The 25,581-nt window shown below is 62.6% G+C and carries 24 protein-coding genes; 14 read left to right on the top strand and 10 right to left on the bottom strand.

The window, feature by feature from the left end; all coding sequences use genetic code 11:
• The first annotated feature begins 259 nt into the window (after window positions 1-259).
• The 3 genes from ACOX7T_RS05190 (at window position 260) to ACOX7T_RS05180 (ending at window position 2,671) form a co-directional block, all read left to right on the top strand.
• Window positions 260-1,150, top strand: a complete 891-nt coding sequence (locus ACOX7T_RS05190) for a transporter substrate-binding domain-containing protein (protein ID WP_433440548.1) — start codon at window positions 260-262, stop codon at window positions 1,148-1,150.
• Between the two features lie 83 nt (window positions 1,151-1,233).
• A complete protein-coding gene (locus ACOX7T_RS05185) occupies window positions 1,234-1,962 on the top strand; it encodes an amino acid ABC transporter permease (protein ID WP_433440592.1) in 729 nt (242 codons plus the stop codon).
• Window positions 1,949-2,671 (top strand): amino acid ABC transporter ATP-binding protein, encoded by a 723-nt coding sequence (locus ACOX7T_RS05180; protein ID WP_433440546.1) that lies wholly within the window; start codon window positions 1,949-1,951, stop codon window positions 2,669-2,671. Before ACOX7T_RS05185 ends, ACOX7T_RS05180 begins: the two co-directional genes overlap by 14 nt.
• A gap of 44 nt (window positions 2,672-2,715) precedes the next feature.
• On the opposite strand, the gene ACOX7T_RS05175 is transcribed toward ACOX7T_RS05180, so the two are convergent.
• The 4 genes from ACOX7T_RS05175 to ACOX7T_RS05160 form a co-directional block, all read right to left on the bottom strand.
• Window positions 2,716-3,531 carry a YczE/YyaS/YitT family protein gene (locus tag ACOX7T_RS05175; RefSeq protein ID WP_433440544.1) on the bottom strand — a complete coding sequence of 272 codons (816 nt, stop codon included), beginning with the start codon at window positions 3,529-3,531 and terminating at the stop codon, window positions 2,716-2,718.
• Between the two features lie 230 nt (window positions 3,532-3,761).
• The gene (locus tag ACOX7T_RS05170; protein ID WP_433440542.1) at window positions 3,762-4,940 is read right to left on the bottom strand and encodes a MalY/PatB family protein; all 1,179 of its coding nucleotides are present in this window, start codon (window positions 4,938-4,940) and stop codon (window positions 3,762-3,764) included.
• A 68-nt stretch (window positions 4,941-5,008) separates the two neighbouring features.
• The gene (locus ACOX7T_RS05165; protein ID WP_433440540.1) at window positions 5,009-6,661 is read right to left on the bottom strand and encodes a DAK2 domain-containing protein; all 1,653 of its coding nucleotides are present in this window, start codon (window positions 6,659-6,661) and stop codon (window positions 5,009-5,011) included.
• 43 nt (window positions 6,662-6,704) lie between these two features.
• Window positions 6,705-7,055: an Asp23/Gls24 family envelope stress response protein gene (locus ACOX7T_RS05160; protein WP_006571925.1), complete on the bottom strand. Its 351-nt coding sequence runs from the start codon at window positions 7,053-7,055 to the stop codon at window positions 6,705-6,707.
• A 180-nt stretch (window positions 7,056-7,235) separates the two neighbouring features.
• Between ACOX7T_RS05160 and ACOX7T_RS05155 the strand changes: the two genes are divergently transcribed.
• A complete protein-coding gene (locus tag ACOX7T_RS05155) occupies window positions 7,236-7,430 on the top strand; it encodes a hypothetical protein (protein ID WP_433440538.1) in 195 nt (64 codons plus the stop codon).
• Window positions 7,431-7,481: 51 nt separating this feature from the next.
• On the opposite strand, the gene ACOX7T_RS05150 is transcribed toward ACOX7T_RS05155, so the two are convergent.
• Entirely contained in the window at window positions 7,482-8,294 is an 813-nt protein-coding gene (locus ACOX7T_RS05150; RefSeq protein ID WP_433440536.1) for a TIGR03915 family putative DNA repair protein, read from the bottom strand.
• Window positions 8,294-9,559: a putative DNA modification/repair radical SAM protein gene (locus ACOX7T_RS05145; protein ID WP_433440534.1), complete on the bottom strand. Its 1,266-nt coding sequence runs from the start codon at window positions 9,557-9,559 to the stop codon at window positions 8,294-8,296. The genes ACOX7T_RS05150 and ACOX7T_RS05145 overlap by 1 nt, the downstream gene beginning before the upstream one ends.
• A 481-nt stretch (window positions 9,560-10,040) precedes the next feature.
• Here ACOX7T_RS05145 and ACOX7T_RS05140 point away from each other — a divergent pair, with 481 nt between their 5' ends.
• The 10 genes from ACOX7T_RS05140 (at window position 10,041) to ACOX7T_RS05095 (ending at window position 20,323) form a co-directional block, all read left to right on the top strand.
• Window positions 10,041-10,424 (top strand): NusG domain II-containing protein, encoded by a 384-nt coding sequence (locus tag ACOX7T_RS05140; protein WP_433440532.1) that lies wholly within the window; start codon window positions 10,041-10,043, stop codon window positions 10,422-10,424.
• Window positions 10,421-11,011, top strand: a complete 591-nt coding sequence (locus ACOX7T_RS05135; RefSeq protein ID WP_433440530.1) for a Gx transporter family protein — start codon at window positions 10,421-10,423, stop codon at window positions 11,009-11,011. The genes ACOX7T_RS05140 and ACOX7T_RS05135 overlap by 4 nt, the downstream gene beginning before the upstream one ends.
• The gene (locus ACOX7T_RS05130; RefSeq protein ID WP_433440528.1) at window positions 11,008-12,060 is read left to right on the top strand and encodes an FAD:protein FMN transferase; all 1,053 of its coding nucleotides are present in this window, start codon (window positions 11,008-11,010) and stop codon (window positions 12,058-12,060) included. Before ACOX7T_RS05135 ends, ACOX7T_RS05130 begins: the two co-directional genes overlap by 4 nt.
• Window positions 12,061-12,204: 144 nt before the next feature.
• Complete coding sequence (locus tag ACOX7T_RS05125; protein ID WP_433440526.1) at window positions 12,205-13,494, top strand: RnfABCDGE type electron transport complex subunit C; 1,290 nt, start codon at window positions 12,205-12,207, stop codon at window positions 13,492-13,494.
• Window positions 13,491-14,393, top strand: coding sequence for an RnfABCDGE type electron transport complex subunit D (locus tag ACOX7T_RS05120; RefSeq protein WP_433440524.1), 903 nt, complete (start codon window positions 13,491-13,493; stop codon window positions 14,391-14,393). Before ACOX7T_RS05125 ends, ACOX7T_RS05120 begins: the two co-directional genes overlap by 4 nt.
• The gene (locus ACOX7T_RS05115; protein WP_433440522.1) at window positions 14,390-15,778 is read left to right on the top strand and encodes an FMN-binding protein; all 1,389 of its coding nucleotides are present in this window, start codon (window positions 14,390-14,392) and stop codon (window positions 15,776-15,778) included. Before ACOX7T_RS05120 ends, ACOX7T_RS05115 begins: the two co-directional genes overlap by 4 nt.
• A 1-nt stretch (window position 15,779) precedes the next feature.
• Window positions 15,780-16,457 carry an electron transport complex subunit RsxE gene (rsxE, locus tag ACOX7T_RS05110; RefSeq protein ID WP_433440520.1) on the top strand — a complete coding sequence of 226 codons (678 nt, stop codon included), beginning with the start codon at window positions 15,780-15,782 and terminating at the stop codon, window positions 16,455-16,457.
• A gap of 3 nt (window positions 16,458-16,460) precedes the next feature.
• On the top strand, window positions 16,461-17,066 hold the full coding sequence (locus tag ACOX7T_RS05105; protein WP_433440518.1) for an electron transport complex protein RnfA: 606 nt from the start codon (window positions 16,461-16,463) through the stop codon (window positions 17,064-17,066).
• Between the two features lie 12 nt (window positions 17,067-17,078).
• The gene (locus ACOX7T_RS05100) at window positions 17,079-17,879 is read left to right on the top strand and encodes an RnfABCDGE type electron transport complex subunit B (protein ID WP_433440516.1); all 801 of its coding nucleotides are present in this window, start codon (window positions 17,079-17,081) and stop codon (window positions 17,877-17,879) included.
• A gap of 287 nt (window positions 17,880-18,166) precedes the next feature.
• Entirely contained in the window at window positions 18,167-20,323 is a 2,157-nt protein-coding gene (locus tag ACOX7T_RS05095; RefSeq protein WP_433440515.1) for an FAD-dependent oxidoreductase, read from the top strand.
• Between the two features lie 73 nt (window positions 20,324-20,396).
• Here ACOX7T_RS05095 and arcC read toward each other — a convergent pair whose 3' ends face one another.
• The 4 genes from arcC to dpaL all read right to left on the bottom strand — a co-directional run bounded on the left by arcC (window position 20,397) and on the right by dpaL (window position 25,431).
• A complete protein-coding gene (arcC, locus tag ACOX7T_RS05090; protein ID WP_433440513.1) occupies window positions 20,397-21,341 on the bottom strand; it encodes a carbamate kinase in 945 nt (314 codons plus the stop codon).
• Between the two features lie 133 nt (window positions 21,342-21,474).
• On the bottom strand, window positions 21,475-22,674 hold the full coding sequence (ygeW, locus tag ACOX7T_RS05085) for a knotted carbamoyltransferase YgeW (RefSeq protein WP_433440511.1): 1,200 nt from the start codon (window positions 22,672-22,674) through the stop codon (window positions 21,475-21,477).
• Between the two features lie 80 nt (window positions 22,675-22,754).
• Window positions 22,755-24,146, bottom strand: a complete 1,392-nt coding sequence (locus ACOX7T_RS05080) for a YgeY family selenium metabolism-linked hydrolase (RefSeq protein WP_433440509.1) — start codon at window positions 24,144-24,146, stop codon at window positions 22,755-22,757.
• A 49-nt stretch (window positions 24,147-24,195) separates the two neighbouring features.
• Window positions 24,196-25,431, bottom strand: a complete 1,236-nt coding sequence (gene dpaL, locus ACOX7T_RS05075) for a diaminopropionate ammonia-lyase (protein WP_433440507.1) — start codon at window positions 25,429-25,431, stop codon at window positions 24,196-24,198.
• Window positions 25,432-25,581: the final 150 nt, after the last annotated feature.

Here is a 25,581-nt window from a genome sequence, read left to right as displayed (position 1 = left end):
TCTTTTTTCCTCTGCCGCGCTGCCGGGCTGCATAGCTATTCATATCCTGCCGTCTCCGGATGTCCTTTTCTTCCGGCCAGTCGCACAAGAGCCGGTGTCTTTTTTCTGCTGTCTCTGTTCAATCTGCCTTAAAATGAATATTCATTCATCATATTCGGAATCTTTCTGAAAAAAATTCAAAAAATGCTTGCATTATCCCTGCATATGGTGTATAATCCAGTCAATCAAAAATCCCCAGTGGATTAAGGAGAGAATGAATATGAAGACGTGGAAGAAAGTTCTTGCATTTGCTCTTGCCGCGGGTATGAGCCTTTCCCTGCTGGCCGGCTGCGGCAGCGATACCACCGGCGGCGACACCAACAGCCCCGCTCCCTCCGGCAGCACCGCTCCCACTGAGAGCCTGACCGCCGAGGTCACCGGCCCCGCCGCCTGGACCTCCGTGGATGACCTGAAGGGCGCCAAGATCGCCGTTCAGGAGGGCACCACCGGCAACGACGTGGCCTCCGCTATCGAGGGCACCCAAATCAGCGCCTTCAAGGCCGCTACCGCCTGCGCCATGGAGCTGATGAACGGCCGTGTGGACTGCGTTGTGATTGACTCCAACCCCGCCCAGGCTCTGGTGAACGCCAACCCCGACAAGCTGATGATTCTGGACTTCCCCGCCAGCGAGGAGAGCGAGACCTACGCCATCGCCACCCAGAAGAACGACGAGGGCGCCGCTCTGGCTGAGGAGTTCAACACCGCTATGGCTACCCTGAAGGAGAACGGCACCTTTGACGCTCTGGTTGCCAAGTACATCTCCAAGGAAGAGGACGCCACCCTGCCCGAGCTCAAGCCCGTTGAGAACCCCAAGGGCACTCTGGTCATGGGCACCAACTGCGAGTTCGAGCCCTTCGAGTACCTGACCAGCGACGGTACTCCCACCGGCTTCGACGTGGACTTCGTCAAGTACCTCTGCGCTGAGATGGGCTATGAGGTCACCATCGAGAACATGGACTTCGACGCTCTGATTCCTGCCCTGCAGTCCGGCCGGATTGACTTCATCGCCGCCGGCCTGACCCGCAACGAGGAGCGGGAGAAGAACGCCAACTTCACCGACGGCTACTATGAGGCCACCCAGTCCATCGTGGTGCTCAAGCCCGAGGCCTGATTCCTGCAAAGTTAACGTGAAATACCGCGGACAGCCTGCGCTGAAAGAGCGCAGGCTTCCGTGCGCTCTAGAGAAAGGCGGCGATTACCCTGTCATTTGGTGCATGGTTCCTGAGCACTGGCTTTGGCCAGGGGCTGGCGGACTTTGGAGAGAAGCTGTATGCGGCGTTCCTGTTTGAGGACCGCTGGCGGCTCTACCTGGGCGGCCTTGGCACTACCCTCCTGATTACCCTGGGCGCAATCTGCATCAGTACCGTGTTCGGCATGGTGCTGTGCCTGATGCGCCTGTCCCGGCACCGGATTCTCCGGGGGCCGGCCACTGCGTATATCGACATTATCCGCGGCATTCCTGTGGTGGTTCAGCTGCTGATCATGTACAACGTGGTCCTGCTGAATGTGACCGACAACAAGACCCTGGTGGCTATTATCGCCTTTGGTCTCAACTCTTCGGCATATATGGCTGAGATATACCGCTCGGGAATCAACGCAGTTGACCCGGGACAGATGGAGGCTGGCCGCAGTCTGGGTCTGAGCCGTGCCCAGACCATGTGGCACATCATCTTCCCCCAGGCCATCAAGAACTGCCTGCCTACATACACCAGCGAGTTCATCGTACTGGTGAAGGAGACCGCCGTGGTGGGCTATATCGCCCTGGTGGACCTGACCAAGGTCTACTCCTCCATCCAGAGCCTGACCTATGATGCCTCGGCCCCTCTGTTCATCATCGCCGTGGCCTACTTCGCAATCACCAAGACCCTCTCGATTATCTTCGGCTACATGGAAAGGAGGCTGCGGGAAAGTGATAGACGTTGAACATCTGAGTAAATCCTTCGGCAGCCACCTGGTGCTGGACGATATCTCCGAGCACATTGAGCAGGGAGAAAAGGTGGTCATCATCGGGCCCTCCGGCTCGGGCAAGTCCACCTTCCTGCGCTGCCTCAACCTGCTGGAGACCCCCACGAAGGGTAAAATCATCTTTGAGGGCACTGTGGTCAACGACAAAAAGACCGACATCAACGCCGTCCGGCGTCAGATGGGCATGGTGTTCCAGCACTTCAACCTGTTCCCCAACATGACCATCCGGAAGAACATCACCCTGGCCCCGGTGCAGACCAAGCTGATGAGCCAGGAGGAGGCCGACGAGGTGGCCCTGACCCTGCTGGACCGTGTGGGCCTGAAAGACCGGGCCGAGTCCTATCCTGCCCAGCTCTCCGGCGGCCAGAAGCAGCGTATCGCCATTGTCCGCGCCCTGGCTATGAAGCCCAAGGTGATGCTCTTTGACGAGCCCACCTCCGCCCTGGACCCTGAGATGGTGGGCGAGGTGCTGGACGTCATGAAGGAGCTGGCCGACGAGGGCATGACCATGGTGGTGGTCACCCACGAGATGGGCTTTGCCCGTGAGGTGGGCAGCCGGGTGCTGTTTATGGACGGCGGCCACATTCTGGAGCAGAATGAGCCCCACGCCTTCTTTGCCAACCCCAAGGAGCCCCGTACCATCGAGTTCCTGTCCAAGGTTCTGTAAATGCAGAAGTCCCGCGAGAGCAGCGCTCTCGCGGGACTTTTTTGTTATTTGTAGTTCAGGTTGCACTCGGCCCCGGCAGGGCAGGCGGGCCACAGCCCCGCCGCCTTCCGCATGGGCTCCAGAGCCAGCCGGTTGAACACGGCCACGCACCGGCCGATGGCCACCATGGCCACCAGGGTGCCCACGCCGATACCCACCACATGGCCGGCGGCCAGCAGGCACAGGGACACCGAGACGATGACGCAGGCCACGTCCACCGTGTTCTTGCCCAGGCCCAGACCCTTGCCCATGGCCATACCGGCCGCACGGGCCATGCCGTCAGGGGGACTGGCCACCAGATCCATGGCCACGATCATGGCCGCGCCCACGCCGGTGCACACCACCGAACCGGCCAGCAGCAGGATTTTCTGCCACAGGGCGGGGGTATCCAGCCCCAGGGGCACCGCCAGGCGGTCAAAACCGGCGGTAAAGAAGTTGAGCAGGAAGCTGAACACCAGGGAGAAGGGGATCTCCAGCAGGTCCAGCTTGCGGGTGCGCTTGCCCTGGAGAATGAACTGCACGGCCATAAAGACCATGTACACCCCCATGGTGGCGGCGCCGAAGTCGATATGCCAGATCTCCGAGATGGCGTAGGCAGGGGAGATGATGGGGGACACGCCCAGCTGAGCCCGGGTGCTCAGGGTATTGCCCACAGCCAGAATCAGCACGCCCAGCAGGTAAATGCCCATCCGCCAGGCCATGGCCCCGGTAAGGACGCCGCTTCTCCGCTTCACGCCGACATCAGCCCTCTTCAGGACCTCCGCCTCCGGCTGGGGCAGGCTGTGAACCTCGGCGGATTCCGCCATCACATAGCTTCCCATGTTCAACGCCTCTCCTTCATCAGATTGATGGGCCAGAGCCCCGCCAGGCGGGGATACAGAGTTTTTATATTTCTTTTCTCTCATCTGTCCTTGCATTAAGTATACATGTCTTTCAGGAGAAGTCAATACTTTGCCGATAAGTTTATTTTTTAACTCGTTATTGAGAAAAATAAGACAATATAGGTCAAAAAAGTAACATACACGATAGATATTTCACAAACGAAAAATTCTCAGCGGGGCAGGCCCTCCGCCGCACGGTCCAGCCGCTCCATGGCCGCCTCCAGACACTGGCGGGGACAGGCCAGGTTGATGCGCTCAAAGCCCGCGCCCTGGGGCCCGAAGATATAGCCCTCATCCAGGCAGAGCTGGCAGGAGAGGAAGAACTTCTCCTGCTCCTCGGGCGTCAGGCCCAGGCTGCGGAAGTCGCACCACATCAGGTAGGTACCCTCCATGGAATAGGTGATAACGGAGGGGAATTTCTCCTTGAGAAACGCCTTGCAGTACTCATAATTGCCCCGGATTACCTCCAGCAGCTCCTCCAGCCAGTCCTCCGCCTCCTCATAGGCGGTGCGGGTGGCGGTGAGGCCGAAGTAGCTGGTGTACTCTCCGGTATACCCCACCTGTTTGCCCAGCAGGGCGGCGCGGAGGCTGCCGTCGGGGACGATGATGTTGGCGGTGGCCAGTCCGGCCAGATTGAAGCTCTTGCTGGCGGAGGTGCCCACAATACACTGCCGGGCGGCAGGGCCGTCCAGAGTGGCAAAGGGGGTATGGACATGGCCGGGATGCACAAAGTCGGCGTGGATTTCGTCGGAGAACACGGTGACGCCGTGGCGGGCGCAGATGTCCGCCGCCGCCTGGAGCTCCTCCCTGGTCCACACCCGGCCCACCGGGTTGTGGGGGGAGCAGAGGAAGAACAGCTTCACGTCGGGCCGGGCGGCCAGTTCCTCCAGGCCCTCCAGGTCCATGACGTACCGGCCGTCCTCCAGCTTCAGGGGGTTCTCACACACCTTGCGGCCGGTGTTTTCCACCACCTTGCGGAAGGGCGGGTACACCGGCGGCTGGATGATGACTCCCTCGCCGGGCTGGGTCAGGGCGTGGACGGCCAGGTTCATGGCGGGCACCACGCCGAAGGTCTGGAACATCCACTCCGGCTCCACGGTCCAGTGGTGGCGCCGGGCCATCCAGCGGCACACCGCCTGCTTGTAGGGGCCATCGGCGATGGTGTAGCCGTAGACGCCGAAGGATGCGGCCTTCTGGATGGCAGCGGTGATCTGAGGAGCCACGGCGAACTCCATGTCCGCCACCGAATAGGGAACCAGGGCCGTGTTATCCACATTCATGGCCTCAAATGTGGACCATTTCTCCGCGCCCATATTCCTCCGGGGGCGGAGGGTAGTAAAGTCGTACATGCTGAATCCTCCTTTGCTAATGTAAAAAACAGGGGCGGCCCATAGGCCGCCCCTGTGTGCGTGAATGATTATTCGGCGGAGATCATGTAGTAATACACGGGCTGGCCGCCGGCCAGAAGGGTGATTTCCGCCTTGGGGCATGCCTCCTGGAAGATGGCCAGGGCCTTCTGGGCGTCGTCCTCCTGGACGTCCTCGCCGTAGAACACGGTGATGAACTCGGCGTCCTGCTGGGGCTGGGCCTCAGCCAGACGGCGGAGGAGGGTGTAGATATCCTGGTCAGTGCCGAAGAGCTGGTGCTCAGCCAGAGCCAGATAATCGCCCTGCTTGATGGCAAAGCCGTCAAAGTCGGAGTCACGGGCGGCGTAGGTGATCTCGGAGGTGCTCACCCGCTTGAGGGCGTCGGCCATGGCCTCGGTGTTCTCCTCCACGGAGCTGTCCGGGTCAAAGGCCAGCAGAGCGGAGATGCCCTGAGGCACGGTCTTGCTGGGCAGGACCACCACCTGCTTGCCCTCCACCAGGCGGATGCACTGCTCGGCCGCCATGATGATGTTCTTGTTGTTGGGCAGGACAAAGACCACCTCGGCGGGGGTCTTGTCGATCTCGCGCATGATATCCTCGGTGGAGGGGTTCATGGTCTGACCGCCGCTGATGATGCCGTCGGCGCCCAGGTCACGGAACACGGCGGCCACGCCCTCGCCGGCGCACACCGCCACAAAGCCGTAGGGCTTCTCGGGAGCGGCAACCTTGTGCTCCTCCTGAGCGGGGGCCTGGGCGGCCTCCTCCAGGATCTCGCTGTGCTGGTTGCGCATGTTCTCAATCTTCACGGTCTGGAGGGCGCCGTAGGTCAGGGCCTCCTCCAGCACCTTGCCGGGGTTGTTGGTGTGGACATGCACCTTGATGATGTCGTCGTCCTCCACCAGCACCAGGGAATCGCCCAGGGCGTTGAGGAAGCCGCGGAGTGCCTCCGGGTCCTTCTTCTTGTTGTCCCGGGAGCAGATGAACTCGGTGCAGTAGCCGAACTTGATCTCCTCGGTGGAGAAGCTCTCAAAGTCGGCCCGGTCCTTGGGGGCGGCGGGAGCGCTCTCGTCGGAACCCTCGGGCATGGGCTCGCCCCGCAGCTCGTCCAGCATGCCCTGGAGGATGACCAGGAAGCCCTTGCCGCCGGCATCCACCACGCCGGCCTTCTTCAGGACAGGGTTCTGGTTGATGGTGTTGTCCAGGGCCACGTGGCCCTCGTCAATGGCGGCCTGGAGCACGGCCTCGGCGCTGTTGTTCTCCCGGGCGGTGGCGGCGGCCTGAGCGGCGGCCAGGCGGGAGACGGTGAGGATGGTACCCTCGGCGGGCTTCATGACCGCCTTGTAGGCGGCGGCCACGCCCCAGTCAAGGGCCACGGCCAGATCCCGGCCGTCAATGGTCTCCTTGTCCTTCACGGCCTTGGAGAAGCCCCGGAACAGCAGGGACAGAATGACGCCGGAGTTGCCGCGGGCGCCCCGCAGCAGGGCGGAGGCGTTCATGGCGGCGGCCTCGCCCACGGTGGACGCGGCCTTCTTCTTCATCTCCGCCGCGGCGGTGGAGATGGTCAGGGACATATTGGTGCCGGTGTCGCCATCGGGCACAGGGAAAACGTTGAGCTCGTTGATCTCCTGCTTGCGTGAATTGATGGAGGCCGCGGCGTGGACTACCATCCGCTGAAACGACGCCCCGTCAATGGTATCTCTCATGTCGATGTTCCTTTCTGTCATACAGGTCCGGCGGAGCCCAGGCTCAGCCGATCACCATGGAATCAATGTAGACGTCCACGTTGCGGACCTCCACGCCGGTGGTGCGGCTGACCACGTACTTGACCTCGCTCATGATGGAGCGGGACACAGCCGCCAGGTTGACGCCGTTGTCCACAATGATATGGAGCTCGATGGAGACGGTGGAGTCGTCGTGATAACGGACCTTGACGCCCTTGGCCATAGACTCTCTGCGCAGCAGGTGGACCAGCCCGTCGGTGGTGGAGCGCACGGCCATACCCTTCACGCCGTAGCAGTTGGTGGCGGCGGCGCCGGTGATGTTGCTGAACACATCGCTGCTGATGCGTATCTCGCCCTTCTCGGTCTGCAGCTTCATGGGGATCCTTCCTTTCTATGGGGGATGACTGCCGTGAGGCAGCTGGTTTCTTCTCATTCGTTCCTATATTTTATTCTATTTCCGTCCAAAATACAAGGGAAAAAGTTTGTACAGGTCATTGTAATTTGGACGAAAAACGTGTACACTATTACCATCATTTCATAAGAGGAGGCGACAGACATGAGAAAGGTCGTCCAATTTGTACTGAAACTGGTGGCTGTGTGCATGGTAGTGGCCGCCGCTGCCTGCTGCGTCATCGCCTATTGGGACAAGATTACCGCCGTGCTGGGCTGCGCCCGGGATAAAATCGCCGAGAAGAGGGCCTGCTGCTGCCACTCTGAGTACGACGACTACGCCGACTGGGACGAGGAATAAACAGATGAAAAACCGGGGACGGGAGTGAAAGCTCCCGTCCCCGGTTTTGTGTTATGGCCTGCCGTCCCCGCCGGGCAGGGCAGGGGAGGTCTCAGGCGGATCGGTCTGAAATTCCGTCATGCAGCCCCAGTACCGTTTGGGCATGTGGGTCATGCGGCAGCGGGGGTTGTACCGCCCCTCAATGGACACGGTGCGGTAGAACTGCCGCCACAGGGCCCGCCAGTCCCGCTCGGCCTTATCCGGCCCGGCCACCCGGAAGTCCTCCAGAGGGATGATGGCCCACTGTCCCGGCCGGTAGAAGAGGGCCTCCCGGTGGGTGCGGTCGTAGATGATAAAGGCCTCCGACGGGTACCGGGCGCAGAAGTGGGGCCGCAGCAGGGGGAGCACCCGGTTCCGGGGCTCAATCTCCGCCGTCAGGACGCCGTTCTGGTCGGAGAAGCGGATGAAGCCCTTGAGGAGGTGTGCCTCCCCGGTGAGGTATTTTACCGCCCGGTTCAGGGAGAACACCCGCTCGTCGGTCAGGTCGTGGAGCACCGACGGCCCACGCTCAAACCCCAGGGCCAGAAAGTCGTACAGGTGCTGCTCCCGGTCGGGCAGGGCGGTGAGGAAGCCGTAGACCGCCAGCCGGGCCCCCTGGGGGGACAGGCGGCGAGGCAGGGACTGCCGCACCCGCCGGGCGTGGTCCGGGTGGGTGTCCACCGGCCGCTCGGGGTAGAGGGAGAGCTGGGCCTGGCCGGGGGCGGAGAAGGCCGCCGCCCGCTCATGGTGGACATAGCTCTCGTAGACGCAGGTGAGAAAGCCGTCAAAGGTGCCGTCGTAGGTGTAGGCCACCTGGGGCCAGCCGGTCATGTCGTAGTTTCCCATTATCCCGTCTCCTCAAACAGGCTCAGCTGCTCCGGGACCTCCCGGGAGAGCATGGGCCGCTCCAGTGCCACCAGGTGGCGGAGAATGCCGTCCTCCTTCACCCGCAGGCCCTCCGCTGTCTTTCCCGAGCAGGTGAGGAAGTACTGGGCCCGTTTGAGCACCACCCCCAGCTTTTTCAGCCCCTGGAAGGTGAGGGCACCCCACCGCCGGGCGGAGAGAATCCGCCGGGCCGAGGTGACGCCGATACCGGGCACACGCAGCAGGGCCTCGTAGTCAGCGGTATTTACCTCCACAGGGAAGAACGCCGGGTGAGCCAGCGCCCAGGAGCACTTGGGGTCCACCAGAGGGTTGAAATTGGGGTTGGCCTCGTCCAGCAGCTCGTGGGCCTCAAAGTGGTAGTACCGCAGCAGCCAGTCGGCCTGATAGAGCCGGTGCTCCCGCAGCAGGGGCGGCTTGAAGCCCTGGGGCGCGGGGAGCAGCTTGCTGTCCGACACGGGCATATAGGCGGAGAAGAACACCCGCTTGAGCCGGTACTTTTTGTACAGCCCCTCGGTGAGGCGGAGAATTTGAAAATCGGTCTCCGGCGTGGCCCCCACAATCATCTGGGTGGACTGTCCCGCCGGGGCGAATCTGGGCGCCTTCCGGGAGAGGGCCAGTTCCCCTCTGGAGGCGGCGATGCCGTCCCGGATCTGGGCCATGGGGGTGAGGATGGAGGTCTTGGCCTTGTCAGGGGCCAGCAGCCCCAGGGACTGCTCCGAGGGCAGCTCGATGTTCACCGAGAGCCGGTCGGCCAGCAGGCCCAGCCGGTGGGTGAGGAGGGGGTCGGCCCCCGGGATGGCCTTGGCGTGGATGTATCCGCCGAAGGCGTACTCCTCCCGCAGCAGACGCAATGTCTCAATCATCAGCTCGGTGGTTTTGTCCGGGCTGCCCCATACGGCGGAGGACAGGAACAATCCCTCGATATAGTTGCGCCGGTAAAAGCCGATGGTGAGCTCGCACAGCTCACGGGGGGTGAAGGCGGTGCGGCGCACGTCGTTGGACCGGCGGTTGACGCAGTACTGGCAGTCGTAGATGCATCGGTTGGTGAGCAGCACCTTCAGCAGGGAGATGCACCGCCCGTCAGCGGAGAAGGAGTGGCAGCAGCCCGCGGCCATGGTGGAGCCCATGGTCCCCGGACGGCCCGCCCGATCCAGGCCGCTGGAGGTACAGGCGGCGTCATATTTTGCCGCGTCGGTGAGTATGGTCAGCTTATCCATCAGCTCCATGGGACAGCCCTCCAAAAGCATAGGAACGTTTGTACGAATATTATGGCATTAGAACAGATGTTTGTCAAGCACAGGAATACATTTCCACCTCAGGAAAGCCAATTTCGGAGGCACTTGGGCAATTGTGCTACAAATTTCACAAACTCCCCGCCTTTTTTGCCTGAATTAAAGGCATTGTAGTGAAAACGGGAAAAGACTGCTGAAAAAGTGAACAAATCTTGTCTAAACTGCTTGCGAATCCTGCCGAGTCGCGGTATACTATTACAGCTCGCTTTTGCGGGTGCTTTGCTATGCAAAAGCATAGCAAAGTTGGCCATGTGCCGCTTTCAGCGGCACGGCCATGAACTCACAGCGCATGGGCCGGGACAGCCCACGTGCGCATAAACTTCATGCGCCCCGGCTTTTGCCTGGTTTTATGGCGCGCCCCACGCGCATGAAGTTTCATGCCCAAACAAACATATGCTTGGAGGACAGCACTTCCATGAAAAAACGCGACATTATCATCATTGTGGCGGTACTGGCTGTGGCATTTGCCGCGTTTATAGCAGCGAATCTGTTCCAGTCCCGTGAGAGCGGTGTGGAGGATTTTGTCTATATCTACGTCAATGACACCCTCTATGAGGCCGATCCGCTCAGCGAGGACAAACTGATTGAAATCGACCAGGGCAACGGCATGGTCAACCACGTCCAGATCAAGGACGGCAAGGTATACATGGCCGACTCCACCTGCGAGAATCAGGACTGTGTGGACCAGGGCTCCATGACCGCCGAAAATGTGGACACCCGGCCCATGCGCAACTGGGTTGTGTGCCTGCCCAACGGCATCTCCATTGAGCTGCGCCTGGCCAGCGAGGAGACCACATGAACCGCCGGGGACAGCAGAATGTCCGGTGGCTGACCCGCATGGCCCTGCTGACGGCGGTGGCCGTGGTGCTGGGCTATATCGAGCACCTCATTCCCATGCCCGGCGGCATCCCCGGCATCAAGCTGGGCCTGGCCAACACCGTGCTGCTCTACGCCATCTACCTGCTGGACGCCAAGAGCGCCTTCCTGCTGATGATCCTGAAGGTAGGCCTGTCCGGCCTGATGTACGGCGGTGTGTCCGCCATGATGTTCAGCTTCGGCGGCGGACTGTGCAGCCTGGTCATGATGCTGCTGGTGAAAAAGCTGGGCGGCGAGGGCGTGTCCATTCTGGGCGTGTCCGTGGTGGGCGCCGTGTTCCACAACGCGGGCCAGACCGCTGTGGCCGCCCTGGTGGTGAATACCGCCGCACTGATGGGCTATGTGCCCTTCCTGCTGGTGGCCGCCGTGGTCACCGGCGTCCTCACCGGCATTGCCGCCAAGTATGCCATCCAGGGCCTGAAGGCCTCGGGGATGGAGAACGTGTCCATGCCAGACAAAAATTCCAAGCCGGAGCCTGAGCCGGAGCACTCCCAGGAGGAACCCAAATGAGACACCGTACCATTGCCGCCGCACTGGCCGGTCTGCTGGCCCTGAGCCTGCTCACCGCCTGCCAGCCCCAGGGTACCCAGGGCTCGGCGGCCCCCACCACGTCCCCCGCCGTGGAGACAGGCCTGTCCAAGCAGAGCCGGGTGGGCTTTTTCTTCGATACCGTCATCACCATTGAGGCCTACACCAACGACGAGTCCATCCTGGACGACGCCATTGCCGAGTGCCAGCGGTACGACGACCTGCTGAGCAAGACCAAGGAAGGCTCCGACGTGTGGAAGATTAACCACGCCAATGGAGAGCGGGTGGCCGTCAGCCAGGAGACCCTGGACATCATCCGCAAGGCTCTGGAATATTCTGAGCTGTCCGACGGCAAGTTTGACATCACCATTGAGCCCTGTGTGGCCCTGTGGGACTTCACCGGCGAGAACATGGGCGTTCTGCCCGACGAGGCCGAGCTGGCCGAGGCCGCGTCCCACGTGGACTACACCAAGGTGGACGTAACCGACGAGGGCGTCCAGCTCCCCGCGGGGGAGACCATTGACCTTGGCGCCATTGCCAAGGGGTACATCACCGACCGCATCAAGGATTTCCTGGTGGATCGGGGCATCACCTGCGGCATGCTCAACTTCGGCGGCAACGTGCTGGCCATCGGCACCAAGCCCGACGGCTCCGACTGGAACATCGGCATTCAGGACCCCGCCTCCACCACCGGCGAGAGTATCGCCGTGGTGCCGGTGAGCGACAGCGCCGTGGTTACCAGCGGCATCTACGAGCGCGGCTTTGACCTGGACGGCGTGCGCTACCACCATATTCTGGATACCTCCACCGGCTGGCCCGTGCAGAACGAGCTGGCGGGCATCACCATACTGGCCGACGACGCCTTTGACGCCGACGCCCTCTCCACCACCGTGTTTGCCATGGGTCTGGAGGATGGGACCGCCTTTGTGGAGGGCCTGGACGGCGTGGAGGCCGTCTTTATTACCCGGGACGAACAGGTCTCCTGGACGTCCGGGCTCAACGATCGTCTGACCCTGCTGAACAACGGCTGAGAGCCCTTCGAGAGAGGGAGCGGCTCCCGGTACCGGGTGAAGCAGTGTACCCGCGGAATGCGGAATATATGCGAAGGTGTCAGAATTTGTCCCAAATCGCGGGGTGAGGCCCCGCGCCTTGTAGAAAAGGAGTGGTCAAGAACTATGGGAATGGGAAAAGGAATCCGCCTGGCGGGTCGTAAAAACACCGCTTCCTGCACTCCCGTGCAGATGACGGTGCCCGCGCGGGTCCGGATACCCCTGTCGCTTCTGGGCGCCAACACCAGTACCATTCTGGTGAAGAAGGGCGACACGGTGGCCGTGGGCCAGCCGATCGCCACCCAGGGCCAGGGCATCGGTGTGCCGATGTACGCCAGCGTGTCGGGCACGGTGGAGGGCATTGAGTCCCTGCGCATGCCCAACGGCAGCATTGTGGACTGCATTGTCATCGCCTCCGACGGACAGCAGACCGTCTGGGACGGCATTGAGGTCCCCAAGGTCACCAACATGCAGGAGCTGCTGGACGCCGTCCGCAAGAGCGGACTGGTGGGTCTGGGCGGCGCCGGCTTCCCCACCTGGGTGAAGCTCAACGCCACTGTGGATCGTCTGATCATCAACGGCAGCGAGTGCGAGCCCTACTGCACCGTGGACTACATCGCCATGCGGGACTATGCCGCCGACATGGCTGAGGGCGTGCGCATCGTCAAGGAGATGCTGGGCATCGAGAAGGCCATTGTGGGCGTCAAGCACCCCCCCAAGGGCCTGGAGGATGCCTTCAAGGGCATGAGCGGCGTGGAGATCAAGCAGCTGCGGGAGTACTACCCCGTGGGCGCTGAGAAGATGCTGATCCACGAGACCACCGGCCGTACCGTCCCCGGCGGCAAGCTGCCCAAGGACGCCGGCTGCATCGTGCTCAACGTGAACACCGCCGCCTTCATCGCCCGGTACCTGCGCACCGGTATGCCTCTGGTGAGCAAGACCGTCTCCGTGGACGGCTCTGCCGTCAACACCCCCGGCGTCATCACCGCCCCCATCGGCACCCCCGTGGGCGACCTGTTCGCCGCTGTGGGCGGCTTCAAGGGTGAGCCCGCCAAGATCTTCGCCGGCGGCCCCATGATGGGTATCGCCCTGCCCGACCTGGACTTCCCCCTGCTGTGGAACAACAACGGCTTCGTGGCCCTCAACGAGAAGGACGCCGCCAAGCCCGCCACCACCGCCTGCATCCGCTGCGGCCGGTGCGTGGACCACTGCCCCATGAATCTGATGGCCTTCGAGATCTCCAAGGCCTACGAGCAGCGGGACGTGGAGTGGCTGCGGAGCATCCGCGCCGACCTGTGCATTGAGTGCGGCTGCTGCGCCTATGTCTGCCCCGCCCGTCGTGACCTGGTCACCAACAACAAGCTGGCCAAGCGGTTCCTGGCCAGCCAGCCCAAGAAGGAGGTGAGCAAGTCGTGAAGCTGCTCTCCGTGACCCCCGCACCCCACATCTGGGCCAAGGAAGACACCCAGTCCATCATGCGGGACGTGCTCATCGCCCTTGCTCCTGCGTTCATTGCGTCCATTGTGATTTTCGGCATCAATGCCCTGCTGGTCACCGCCGTGTGCGTTGTGGCCGCCGTGCTGTCCGAGTTCATCTTTGAGAAGGCCGTCAAGCGGCCCGTCACCATCACCGACCTGTCCGCCGCCGTCACCGGCGTGCTGCTCTCCTTCTGCCTGCCCTATGACATCCCCCTGTGGATCGCCGCTCTGGGCAGCATCATCGCCATCGTGGTGGTCAAGCAGCTCTTCGGCGGCATCGGCCAGAACTTCGCCAACCCCGCCATCACCGCCCGTGTGGTGCTGCTTATCTGCGGCTTCAACGGCGCCATGACCACCTTCAACCTGGACGGCGTGTCCGGCGCCACCCCCCTGGCTGACGGCGCCGCCAACCCCGGTGTGATGACCATGTTCCTGGGCAACCACGCCGGCTCCCTGGGCGAGACCTGCGCTCTGGCCCTCATCATCGGCGGCGTGTACCTGCTGGTGCGGAAGGTCATCACCTGGCACATCCCCGTGGCTTACATCGGCACTGTGGCTGTCATCTCCCTCATTGCCCAGCAGGATCTGTCCATCCAGCTGATGGGCGGCGGCCTGCTCCTGGGTGCCTTCTTCATGGCCACCGACTACACCACCTCCCCCATGACCAATGTGGGCAAGCTGATCTACGGCGTGGGCTGCGGCCTGCTGACCATGATGGTCCGCCTCTGGGGCGCTACCCCCGAGGGCGTCAGCTACGCCATCCTGCTGATGAACATTCTCACGCCCCACATTGACAAGCTCACCAAGCACAAGGCGTTTGGAGGTGAAAAGGCATGATTCAGAAGGCAAACAAGGCGGAAAACAAGGTCTGGAAGATGATCGCTCCCATTGTGGTGCTGACCTGCATCGGCCTTGTCATCACCGCGGCGCTGGCCGTCACCAACCAGCTCACCGCTCCCGTCATCGAGGCCCAGGCCGCGGCTGCGGCTGAGGCCGCTCTGAAGGTGGTCCTGCCCGAGGGCAGCGACTTTACCGACATCACCGGCGTGGAGCTGCCCGAGGGCGTCACCGCTGCCAAGGCTGCCGGCAACGGCGCCGGCTATGTGTTCACCACCACCGGCAAGGGCTTCGGCGGCGATATCTCCGTCATGGTCGGCCTGAATGCCGACGGCGCCATCACCGGCACCAAGGTTCTCAGCAACGCCGAGACCCAGGGCATCGGCTCCAAGGTGGTGGAGGACGGCTCCGCCTACCAGCAGCAGCTGGTCGGTATGACCGACACCTCCGGCATCCAGGCCACCAGCGGCGCCACCGTGTCCTCCAACGCTATGACCTCCGCTATCCAGACCGCCTTTGACGCCTATGTGCTCTCCACCGGCGGCACTGTGGAGGCTGAGGTGTACGAGGCTCCCGCCAACCTGACCGACGACGTGCTGGCCGAGTACTATCCCGGCGCCACCTTCACCGACGTGGTGGGCGGCAAGACCTCCGACGCGGGCACTGTTGTGTACGCCTCCGAGGCCGGTATGGCCGGTCCTGTGAACGTGGCCGTGTTCTTTGATGCTGACGGCAAGATCATCGGCGCCATCTCCGACACCTCCTCCGAGACTCCCGGCTACGGCCAGCCTCTGGGTGATGGCGAGTTCATGGACAGCTTCGTTGGCGTCACCAGCGGCAGCGAGGTGGACGGCGTCTCCGGCGCTACCATCACCTCCGACGCCATCAAGGGCGCTGTGGATATTGCCATTGCCAACCTGGAGACCGTGAAGACCGCTGAGGCCGTCACCGGCGGCTCCACCGGCGGCTCTGACGCGGACGAGGGCGGCGAGACCGCCGAGGCCGCTGAGGCCCCCGCCAACCTGACCGACGATGTGCTGGCCGAGTACTATCCCGACGCTTCCTTCACCGACGTAGCCGGCGGCAAGGTGTCCGACGCGGGTACTGTGGTGTACGGCGCGGCTCAGGGCATGCTGTCCGAGATCCGCGTGGCCGTGTTCTTCGACACCAATGACACCATTCTCGGCATTGTGGCCGACTGCTCTCAGGAGACCCCCGGCCTGGGCACCATGGCCGGTGAGGAGGACTTCACCAGCCAGTTCGCCGGTGTGACCAGCGCTGACGGGGTGGACACCATCACCGGTGCCACCATCTCCTCCACCGCTGTGAAGGACGCCGTCAACCAGGCCATCTCCAATCTCCAGACTGTAAAGGAGGCGGGCTGAGATGAAGAATAAAGCACCTTCCAAGCTCTCCATTCTGACCAACGGCATCATCAAGGAAAACCCCGTTCTGGTCCTGGTGCTGGGCACCTGCCCCACCCTGGCTACCACCACCTCGGTGTCCACCGCCATCGGTATGGGCATCGCGGCTGCCATCGTTCTCATCTGCTCCAACATTCTGATCTCCCTGCTGCGGAAGATCATCCCCGATTCCGTCCGTATCCCCTGCTACATCGTGGTTATCGCCGGCTTCGTGTCGGTGGTCCAGATGCTGGTGCAGGCCTACTTCCAGGACCTGTACACCGCCCTGGGCGTGTACCTGCCCCTGATCGTGGTTAACTGCATCATCCTCGGCCGCGCCGAGATGTTTGCCAGCAAGCACTCCGTGGGCGAGTCCGCCCTGGACGGCATCGGCATGGGCATCGGCTTCACCGTGACTCTGGTGGTCATGGCCACCCTGCGTGAGGTCGTGGGCGCCGGCACCTTCGCCGGTATCCCCGTGCCCTTCTTCTCCAGCTACAACATTCCCATCCTGACCCAGACGCCCGGCGGCTTCTTCATCTTCGGCTGCCTCATCGCCCTGGTTGCCAGAATCACCCACGGGAAAGTGAAGCACGCCGCCACCGGCTGCGGTAACTGCCCCAACGCCGCTGTGTGCGGTAAGATCGGAAAGGAGGCCTAAGGAATGGAACTGGATTGGGGAAACCTCCTCTTTATCATCCTGAGCGCTGTCTTCGTCAATAACTACGTGCTGCAGCGCTTCCTGGGCATCTGCCCCTTCCTGGGCGTGTCCAAAAAGCTGGACCAGGCCGCCGGCATGTCCATCGCCGTTATCTTCGTCATGCTGCTGGCCACCGCTGTGACCTGGCCCATCCAGACCTACCTGCTCACCCCCAACGACATGGGCTATCTGCAGACCATAGTGTTCATCCTGGTCATCGCCGCCCTGGTGCAGCTGGTTGAGATCGTCCTCAAGCGCTACATCCCCGCCCTGTACAAGTCCCTGGGCATCTACCTGCCCCTCATCACCACCAACTGCGCCGTGCTGGGCGTCACCGTGCTGAACATCACCGAGGGCTACAACTTCGCCCAGTCCATGGCCAACTCCTTCGGTTCCGGCCTGGGCTTCTTCCTGGCCATGGTCCTGTTCGCCGGCGTGCGTATGCGCACTGAGACCTGCGACGCCCCCGACTCCTTCAAGGGCCTGCCCATCACCCTGGTTTCCGCCGCCATCGTGGCCGCCTCCTTCAACGGCTTCGCCGGTGTGGTGGAGACGCTGTTTGGAAATTAAGGGGGTGACGGCATGAATCCGATTCTGATGGCTGTAATTCTGGTTGTTGTTATCGCGATTATCTGCTCCGTCATGCTGGTCATCGCGTCCACCGTCATGGCTGTGCCGGAGGACCCCAAGTTCCCCGCCATCCGTGAGTGCCTGCCCGGCGCCAACTGCGGCGCCTGCGGCTACGCCGGCTGCGACGGCTACGCCAAGGCTCTGGCCTCCGGCGAAGAGGACCGCACCAATCTGTGCGTCCCCGGCGGCGCCGGCTGCGCGGCTCAGATCGCCGGCGTGCTGGGCGTGGAGGCCGGCTCCGTTGAGGAGCGTGTGGCCGTTGTCTGCTGCGGCGGCAACTGCGAAAAGACCCAGCCCCGCATGAACTATGAGGGCGTCCACAGCTGCTCCGCCGCCAAGCTGCTCTTCGGCGGCGCCGGCGCCTGCGCCTTCGGCTGCCTGGGCAACGGCGACTGCGTCTCCGTCTGCCCCCAGCAGGCCATCCGCATTGAGAAGGGTGTGGCCGTGGTGGACCGTGACGCCTGCATCGGCTGCGGCCTGTGCGAGAAGGTCTGCCCCAACCACGTCATCGGCATCTTCCCCAAGAAGCAGAAGGTCTTCGACCGCTGCTCCAACTACAACCGGGGCAAGGCCGTTATGGACGTGTGCAAGGCCGGCTGCATCGGCTGCACCAAGTGCAGCAAGGTGTGCCCCGAGGGTGCTATCACCATGGACAATTGCCTGGCTCAGGTCAATCCCATGAAGTGCACCGGCTGCGGCACCTGCGTAGAGAGCTGCCCCACCGGCTGCATGAGCTTCACCGAGAAGCTGTAAGCGCCAACCCCGCTGTCAATCAAAAGGAGGCGTGTCCATCCGGACACGCCTCCTTTTTCTGTCATTTTCTTTGCGTCTCATCTGCCTGGGAAGGGGATAATAGCCAAAGAAATCACAAACTTTTTGTGAGATTGTTAAAAATATATTTAAAACTTTCGGTAACGTTGATTCAGCTCCTGCCTTCCGATATAATTATTTTTGATGACCGGAACAGGAAAAATTAACGATTTTGTCAAAAATACAATGAATAGTTTTTCTGATTCCGGCAATAGGAAAGGAGAATCCCCATGAAGAAGCTCTCCCGCGCAGTTGCTCTGGTGCTGGCCGGCTCCCTGCTCACAGCCGTTACCGCCTGCACCAACGAGACGCAGCCCAGCACCGCACCCACCGGTTCCGCCAGCCCCGCGCCCACTGCTGAGGCGGGCATCTATACCCCCGGCACTTACACCGGCAGCGCCCAGGGCTTCGGCGGCCTGGTGACCGCCGAGATTACTGTGGATGCCAACGCCATCACTGCCGTCACCCTCACCGGCGCCGACGAGACCCCCGATATCGGCGGCAAGGCTCTGGAGACCCTGACTGCCTCCGTCCAGGAGAAGGGCGCCGAGTTTGACGCCGTCTCCGGCGCCACCTACACCTCCGACGCCGTCCGCTCCGCCGTCACCGACGCCCTGGCCCAGGCCAAGGGCGAGTCCGCCACCGGCGGCACCGTGGCCGACGGCAAGTACACCGTGGAGGTCATCGGCCACGAGGGCACCATCGTGGTCACCACCATGTTTGTGGACGGCAAGATCACCTCCGTCACCGTGCCCTCCAACAACGAGACCGTGGGCGTGGGTACCTACGCCGTGGAGCGCATCCCCGGCCGCATTGTGGAGGCCCAGAGCGTGAACGTGGACGAGGTCTCCGGCGCCACCGTCACCTCCACCGCCATCAAGCAGGGCGTGTCCGAGGCCATCAAGCTGGCCGGCGGCGACCTGGACGATTTCTCCGCCGCCCCTGAGGCCCCCGAGGTGGTGCCTGAGGAGGTCACGGAGGACGTGGACGTGGTCATCATGGGCGCCGGCACTGCCGGCCTGCTGGCCGCCGCCCGGCTGATGGAGGCCGGCGTGGAGAACGTCATCCTCTTCGAGAAGACCGACATCCCCGGCGGCTCCATGGCCATGGCCTTCGGCGGCTTCGTGGGCACCGACTCCCAGACCTGGGCCAACTGGGGCCTGGGCCGTGAGGCCACCACCATGTGCGGCCCCTGGGAAGTGGCCGAGTCCATGCTGCTGAAGATCGTCAAGCCCGACGAGAACGGCAATGCCCGCACCGAGCTGCCCTGGCTCAAGCAGATGTACCAGAACTCCGGCAAGCTCTACGACTGGATGGTCAACATCGGCGTGGGCTTCTACACCCTGGGTGTGAAGGACGCCTACACCAGCCCCTATTTCTCCCCCGGCTGCTATGAGGGCGGCGCAGGCTATGCCATGCAGTTCTTCGTGGACCGCATCACCCACCAGGGCGCCCGCATCATTTACAACACCCCCGTCACCGACCTCATCCAGGACGAGACCGGCCGCATCGTGGGCGTGAAGGCTGAGGGCGAGGACGGCAAGAGCTGGACTGTCACCGCTGACGCGGTCATGCTGGCCTCCGGCTCCTTCGCCAAGAACAAGGAGATGCTGGAGCAGTACCACACCGAGTGGGCCGACTCCTACTTCAGCTGCCCCGAGAGCCTGACCGGCGACGGCATCCAGCTGGCTCTCAAGTATGGCGGCGTGGTGGACTATCAGCAGGCCTACCTGCCCGGCTTCCTGGCCTCCTACGACAGCCACTTCGAGCTTGCCTTCATGCACTACACCACCCCCGGCATCATCGTCAACATCAACGGCGACCAGTTCGGCAACATCATGAAGAGCAACCACGCCGTCATGTCCGCCGCCAAGGCTGACCCCGCCAACGGCGACACCTTCTACTTCATCTTTGACGACGACGCCGCCGCTTCCACCCGCAACAACGCCGCCTACGGCTTTAACACCTACGAGGGCATCTTCGAGAAGGGCGAGGCCGTCCACTATGACTCCGTGGCTGAGGCTTCCGCCGCCCTGAACCTGCCCAACCTCCAGTCCACCATCGACACCAACAACGCCCTGGCCATCCAGGGCCCCGAGGCCGCCGACGAGTGGGGCCGCACCAACCTGCCCTATATCGACACCCGCGAGGGCGTGTGGGCCATCCGGGTGGACCCCAACGTCTACCTGACCACCGCCGGTATCCGCGTTGACATGCAGTCCCACGTCCTCACCGCCGACAACGAGATCATCCCCGGCCTGTACGCCGCCGGCGACGTTATCGGCGCCTACGAGGAGCGCGACGGCCAGAACTACGGCAACGGCTTTGACGCCGCCGTGTCCTTCGGCGCCATCTGCGGCGACGTGATGGCCTCCGAGATTCAGTAAATCCCCGCCAGAAACAGAAAACGCCCCCGCTGCTGATGCAGCGGGGGCGTTTTTATGCACTGGAAGGACCTGCTCAGGCCTGGATGCGGGTACCGGTGCGGCCGGCGATGCCGTCCTTGGCCTTCTCCAGCAGGGTGATGAGGGCGGTGCGGCCCTCCTTGGACTCGGCGAATTGGACCGCCGCCTGGACCTTGGGCAGCATGGAGCCGGGGGCGAAGTGGCCCTCGTCCATGTACTTGCGGGCCTCGTCGGGGGTGAGGGAGTCCAGCCACTTCTGGTCGGGCTTGCCGAAGTTGATGGCCACCTTCTCCACGGCGGTGAGGATGATGAGGCAGTCGGCGTTGAGCTGCTGGGCCAGGACGCAGGAGGCGAAGTCCTTGTCGATGACCGCGGCGGCGCCCTTCAGGTGGTGGCCCTCGGTGGTGAACACGGGAATGCCGCCGCCGCCGCAGGCCACGACCACGTGGTCGGACTCCACCAGGGCCTGGATGGTGTCAATCTCCACGATGCCCTGGGGCTTGGGAGAGGCCACCACACGGCGGTAGCCGCGGCCGGCGTCCTCGATGATGTCATAGCCGCGCTCGGCCACCATCTTGTCGGCCTCCTCCTTGGTCATGAAGGAGCCAATGGGCTTGGTGGGATTCTTGAAGGCGGGGTCGGCGGGGTCTACCTCCACCTGGGTCAGCACGGTGGCCACGCCCTTGTTGATGCCCCGGTCCAGCAGCTCCTCACGGAGGGCGTTCTGGAGGTCATAGCCGATGTAGCCCTGGCTCATGGCCACGCACACGGACAGGGGGCAGGGGATGTACTTCTCCGGGTTGGAGCGAGTCAGCTCGGTCATGGCGGCCTGGATCATGCCCACCTGGGGGCCGTTGCCGTGGGCAATGACCACCTCATGGCCCTCCTCGATGAGGTCGGCGATGGCCTTGGAGGTCTGCTTGACGGCGATCATCTGCTCAGGCAGGTTGTTGCCCAGGGCGTTGCCGCCCAGAGCGATAACGATACGTTTTTTATCCATAAAATATTACCTCCGGTTAAAAAAGGCCCGGCCCGGCCGCACATACCGGGAGTGCCGTATCTGCGGACGGGCCGGGACGGTCCGGGGCGGGGGAGAGGGTGCCTCCCCGCCCCGGGTTACATGGTCGGATTGCTTACAGGCTGAACTGACGCTTGGTGCCGCGCTCCTCCAGGGCCTTCAGGACGGCCTGGGGATCCTTGCACTTGGCCAGGAAGATCATGGCGGCGATGATGTAGGGCTTGTAGGAGGCCTCCTTGTACAGGGGGTCACGGTAGCGGTCGAACACGGTGGCCTCGACCTCGCCGTCCACGCAGGAGACGCCGTTGATGTCGGCGGGCAGGCAGTGCAGGTACAGAGCCTTGCCGTCCTTGGTGGTCTTCATCAGCTCCTCGGTGCAGCACCAATCCTTGTGCTCGGCGTTCTGGGCCAGCAGGCGCTTCTCCAGAGCCTTGATGCCGTCGCTGTCGCCCTTGGCGTACAGGTCGGTGCGCTCCTCCATAGCGGCAAAGGGAGCCCAGCTCTTGGGATACACGATGTCGGCGTCCTTGAAGGCCTCGGCCATGGAGTTGGTCTTGGTGAAGGTGCCGCCGGACTTCTCGGCGTTCTTCTTGGCGACCTCCTCGACCTCGGGCATGACCTCATAGCCCTCGGGATGGGCCAGGACAACGTCCATGCCGAAGCGGGTCATCAGGCCGATGACGCCCTGGGGCACGGAGAGGGGCTTGCCGTAGCTGGGGGAGTAGGCCCAGGTCATGGCGACCTTCTTGCCCTTCAGGTTCTCCACGCCGCCGAACTCGTGGATGATGTGCAGCATGTCGGCCATGCACTGGGTGGGGTGGTCGATGTCGCACTGCAGGTTGACCAGAGTGGGCTTCTGCTCCAGCACGCCGTCCTTGTGGCCCTGGGTGACGGAGTCCACAACCTCGTGCATGTAGGCGTTGCCCTTGCCGATGTACATATCGTCACGGATGCCGATGACGTCGGCCATGAAGGAGATCATGTTGGCAGTCTCACGGACGGTCTCGCCATGGGCGATCTGGCTCTTGCCCTCGTCCAGGTCCTGAACCTCCAGGCCCAGCAGGTTGCAGGCGGAGGCGAAGGAGAAGCGGGTACGGGTGGAGTTGTCGCGGAACAGGGAGATGCCCAGGCCGGACTCGAAGATCTTGGTGGAGATGTTGTTCTCACGCATGTAGCGCAGGGCGTCGGCCACGGTGAACACGGCCTCCAGCTCGTCGTCGGTCTTCTCCCAGGTCAGGAAGAAGTCACCCTCGTACATCTCCTTGAAGTTCAGCGCGTTCAGCTTGTCAATATAGGCCTGCAGTTTGGCGTCCATGTGGATCGACTCCTTTTCAAATATTTAAATTGTTTTGGTGGGTTCAGCGCTTCTGTATGTTACGCTTTGCTCAGCGGTTCTTACTTAATGTCATTATCGGTCTTGCCGGCGCGGAACTGGGACACATCGGCGGTCTTGTTCTCCTCCTTGTACAGGCCGGGCACGGCGGCGTACAGGGCGGCGCAGGTGACCAGGTCCTGCTTCCAGGTGATCTCGTTGGGGGCGTGGGCCTGGCTCTCAGCACCGGGGCCGAAGCCGACGCAGGGGATACCGTAACGGCCCTGGATGGCAACGCCGTTGGTGGAGAAGGTCCACTTGTCGATCAGAGGACGGTGACGCAGGTGCATGGCGCCCTCGGGCCCGATGCGCTCCTCGCCGAACAGGGCGTGGTGGGCGTCCACCAGAGCCTGGACGTGGGCGGCGTTCTCCTTGTTGATCCAGGTGGGGAAGTAGGCCTCGGTCTCGTACACCTCGCCGGTCCAGGAGGGACGGTCATACATGTACATGGAGACCTTCACGTCGTCGCCATACTTCTTCACGCTGGGCAGGTCCCGGATCTCCTGCAGGCAGGAATCCCAGGTCTCGCCGGCGGTCATGCGGCGGTCGATGGAGATGGAGCAGGAGTCAGCCACAGCGCAGCGGCTGGGAGAGGTGTAGAAGATCTGGCTGGTGGTGCAGGTGCCGCGGCCCAGGAAACGGGCGTCCTCGTAGTGCTCGGGGTTGTACTTGGGGTTGAGCATCTTCACGAGGCCCTTGACTTCCTTGTCGTCGGCGTCGTCGTTCTCGTTGAGGGCGCGGACGTCCTGAAGGATGTCGGCCATCTTGTAGATGGCGTTGTCGCCGCGCTCGGGGGCGGAGCCGTGGCAGGAGACGCCCTTCACGTCCACACGGATCTCCATGCGGCCGCGGTGACCGCGGTAGATGCCGCCGTCAGTGGGCTCAGTGGAGATAACGAACTCCACCTGCTCCTTCTTGATGCCCTTGGCGGGGAAGAACTTGTTGACGATGTACTGCCAGCACATGCCGTCGCAGTCCTCTTCCTGGACGGAGCCCACGACCATGATCTTGTAGCCCTCGGGGATGAGGCCCAGGTCCTTCATGATCTTGGCGCCGTAGGTAGCGGAGGCCATGCCGCCCTCCTGGTCGGAGCCGCCGCGGCCGTAGATGACCTCGTCGTCCTCATAGCCCTTGTAGGGGTCGTGGGTCCAGTTGTTGATGTTGCCGATGCCCACGGTGTCGATGTGGGAGTCAATGGCGATGATCTTGTCGCCCTGGCCCATCCAGCCGATGACGTTGCCCAGGCCGTCCACTTCCACCTCGTCGTAGCCCAGCTTCTCCATCTCGCGCTTGATGCAGGCCACAACCTCCTTCTCCTCGCAGCTCTCGCTGGGGTAGGAGATCATCTCACGCAGGAAGCGGGTCATATCGGCGCGGTAGCCTTCGGAAACCTTCTTGATCTGCTCAAAATCCATGGTATTCATCCTCCATTTCAGTATGTTCCATCACAAACGGTTTCTCTGCTCAGTATGCGCGCTGGGGAGAGTCGGTGGTGGGGTACTCGCCGTCCCAAATCACGCGGCGGAACTTCAGCGGGTCGGTGTTGCCCTCGGTGGAGAACATGAGCACCTGGCTGAAGCGGTCCAGCTCCAGGGCCTCCCGGAGGTCCTTGTAGGTGTCGTCGGACATGATGGCGTCCAGCACGCCCATGCCCACGGCGCCCGACTCACCGGAGATGACCACAGGGTCGCCCTTCACGGGCACGCCCAGCATCCGCATGCCCTTGGCGCTGACCCAGTCGGGGCAGGAGACAAAGGCGGAGACATGGTTGCGCAGGATGTCCCAGGACAGGGTGTTGGGCTCGCCGCAGGCCAGACCGGCCATAATGGTCTGGAGGTCACCGGTGACGATGCGGGGCTTGCCGTCGCCGGCCACAGCGCCCTTGTACAGACAGTCGGCGGCAGCGGCCTCCATGACCACGAACTTGGGCGGGTTATTGGGGTAGAGGTTGGTGAAGTAGCCCACCACAGCGCCGGCCAGAGAGCCCACACCGGCCTGAACGAACACGTGGGTGGGGCGGTTCACCTCGCACTGGCGCAGCTGCTCGGCGGCCTCGCTGGCCATGGTGCCGTAGCCCTGCATGATCCAGGAGGGGATCTCCTCGTAGCCGTCCCAGGCGGTATCCTGGACGATGACGCCGTGCTCGGTCTGCTCGGCCTCGGCGGCGGCCATACGGACGCAGTCGTCGTAGTTGACCTCCTCGATGGTGACCTGAGCGCCCTCCTTGGCGATGTTGTCAAAGCGGGACTGGCTGGAGCCCTTGGGCATATGTACCACAGCCTTCTGGCCCAGCTTGTTGGCGGCCCAGGCCACGCCGCGGCCGTGGTTGCCGTCGGTGGCGGTGAAGAAGGTGGCCTGTCCGAATTCCTTGCGGAAGGCCTCGCTGGTGAGATAGTCGTAGGTCATGTCGGACACGTCCCGGCCCATCTCCTTGGCGATATACCGGGCCATGGCGAAGGAGCCGCCCAGCACCTTAAAGGCGTTCAGGCCGAAGCGGTAGCTCTCGTCCTTGACGTACACGCCGCCAAGGCCCAGGTACTTGGCCATGCCGTCCAGCCGGGCCAGAGGGGTGATGGAGTACTGGGGGAAGCTGCCGTGGAAGGAACGGGCCTTGGTCACGTTGTCCAGGGCCATGATAGAGAGTTCGCGATCCTCGCTCTTGGGCATGTGGTTGAGTGTCCAGCGGATGGGGTCTTTCATGCTGCCTCGCCTCCGAATAAATTCTGGTGATTCCAGACAGATTAAAACCTTTATGGACCTATCATATCATGCCCGGCGCACAAGTCAAGGGGTTTGCTAAAAAATTTTTGTATTGCCAAAATTATTTTTAGATATTTGTGTATTTTGCCA

The sequence above is a fragment of the Pseudoflavonifractor sp. genome (genome assembly GCF_050943825.1).
Taxonomy (GTDB): Bacteria; Bacillota; Clostridia; order Oscillospirales; family Oscillospiraceae; genus Pseudoflavonifractor.
This window is presented reverse-complemented; position numbering and strand designations above follow the sequence as displayed.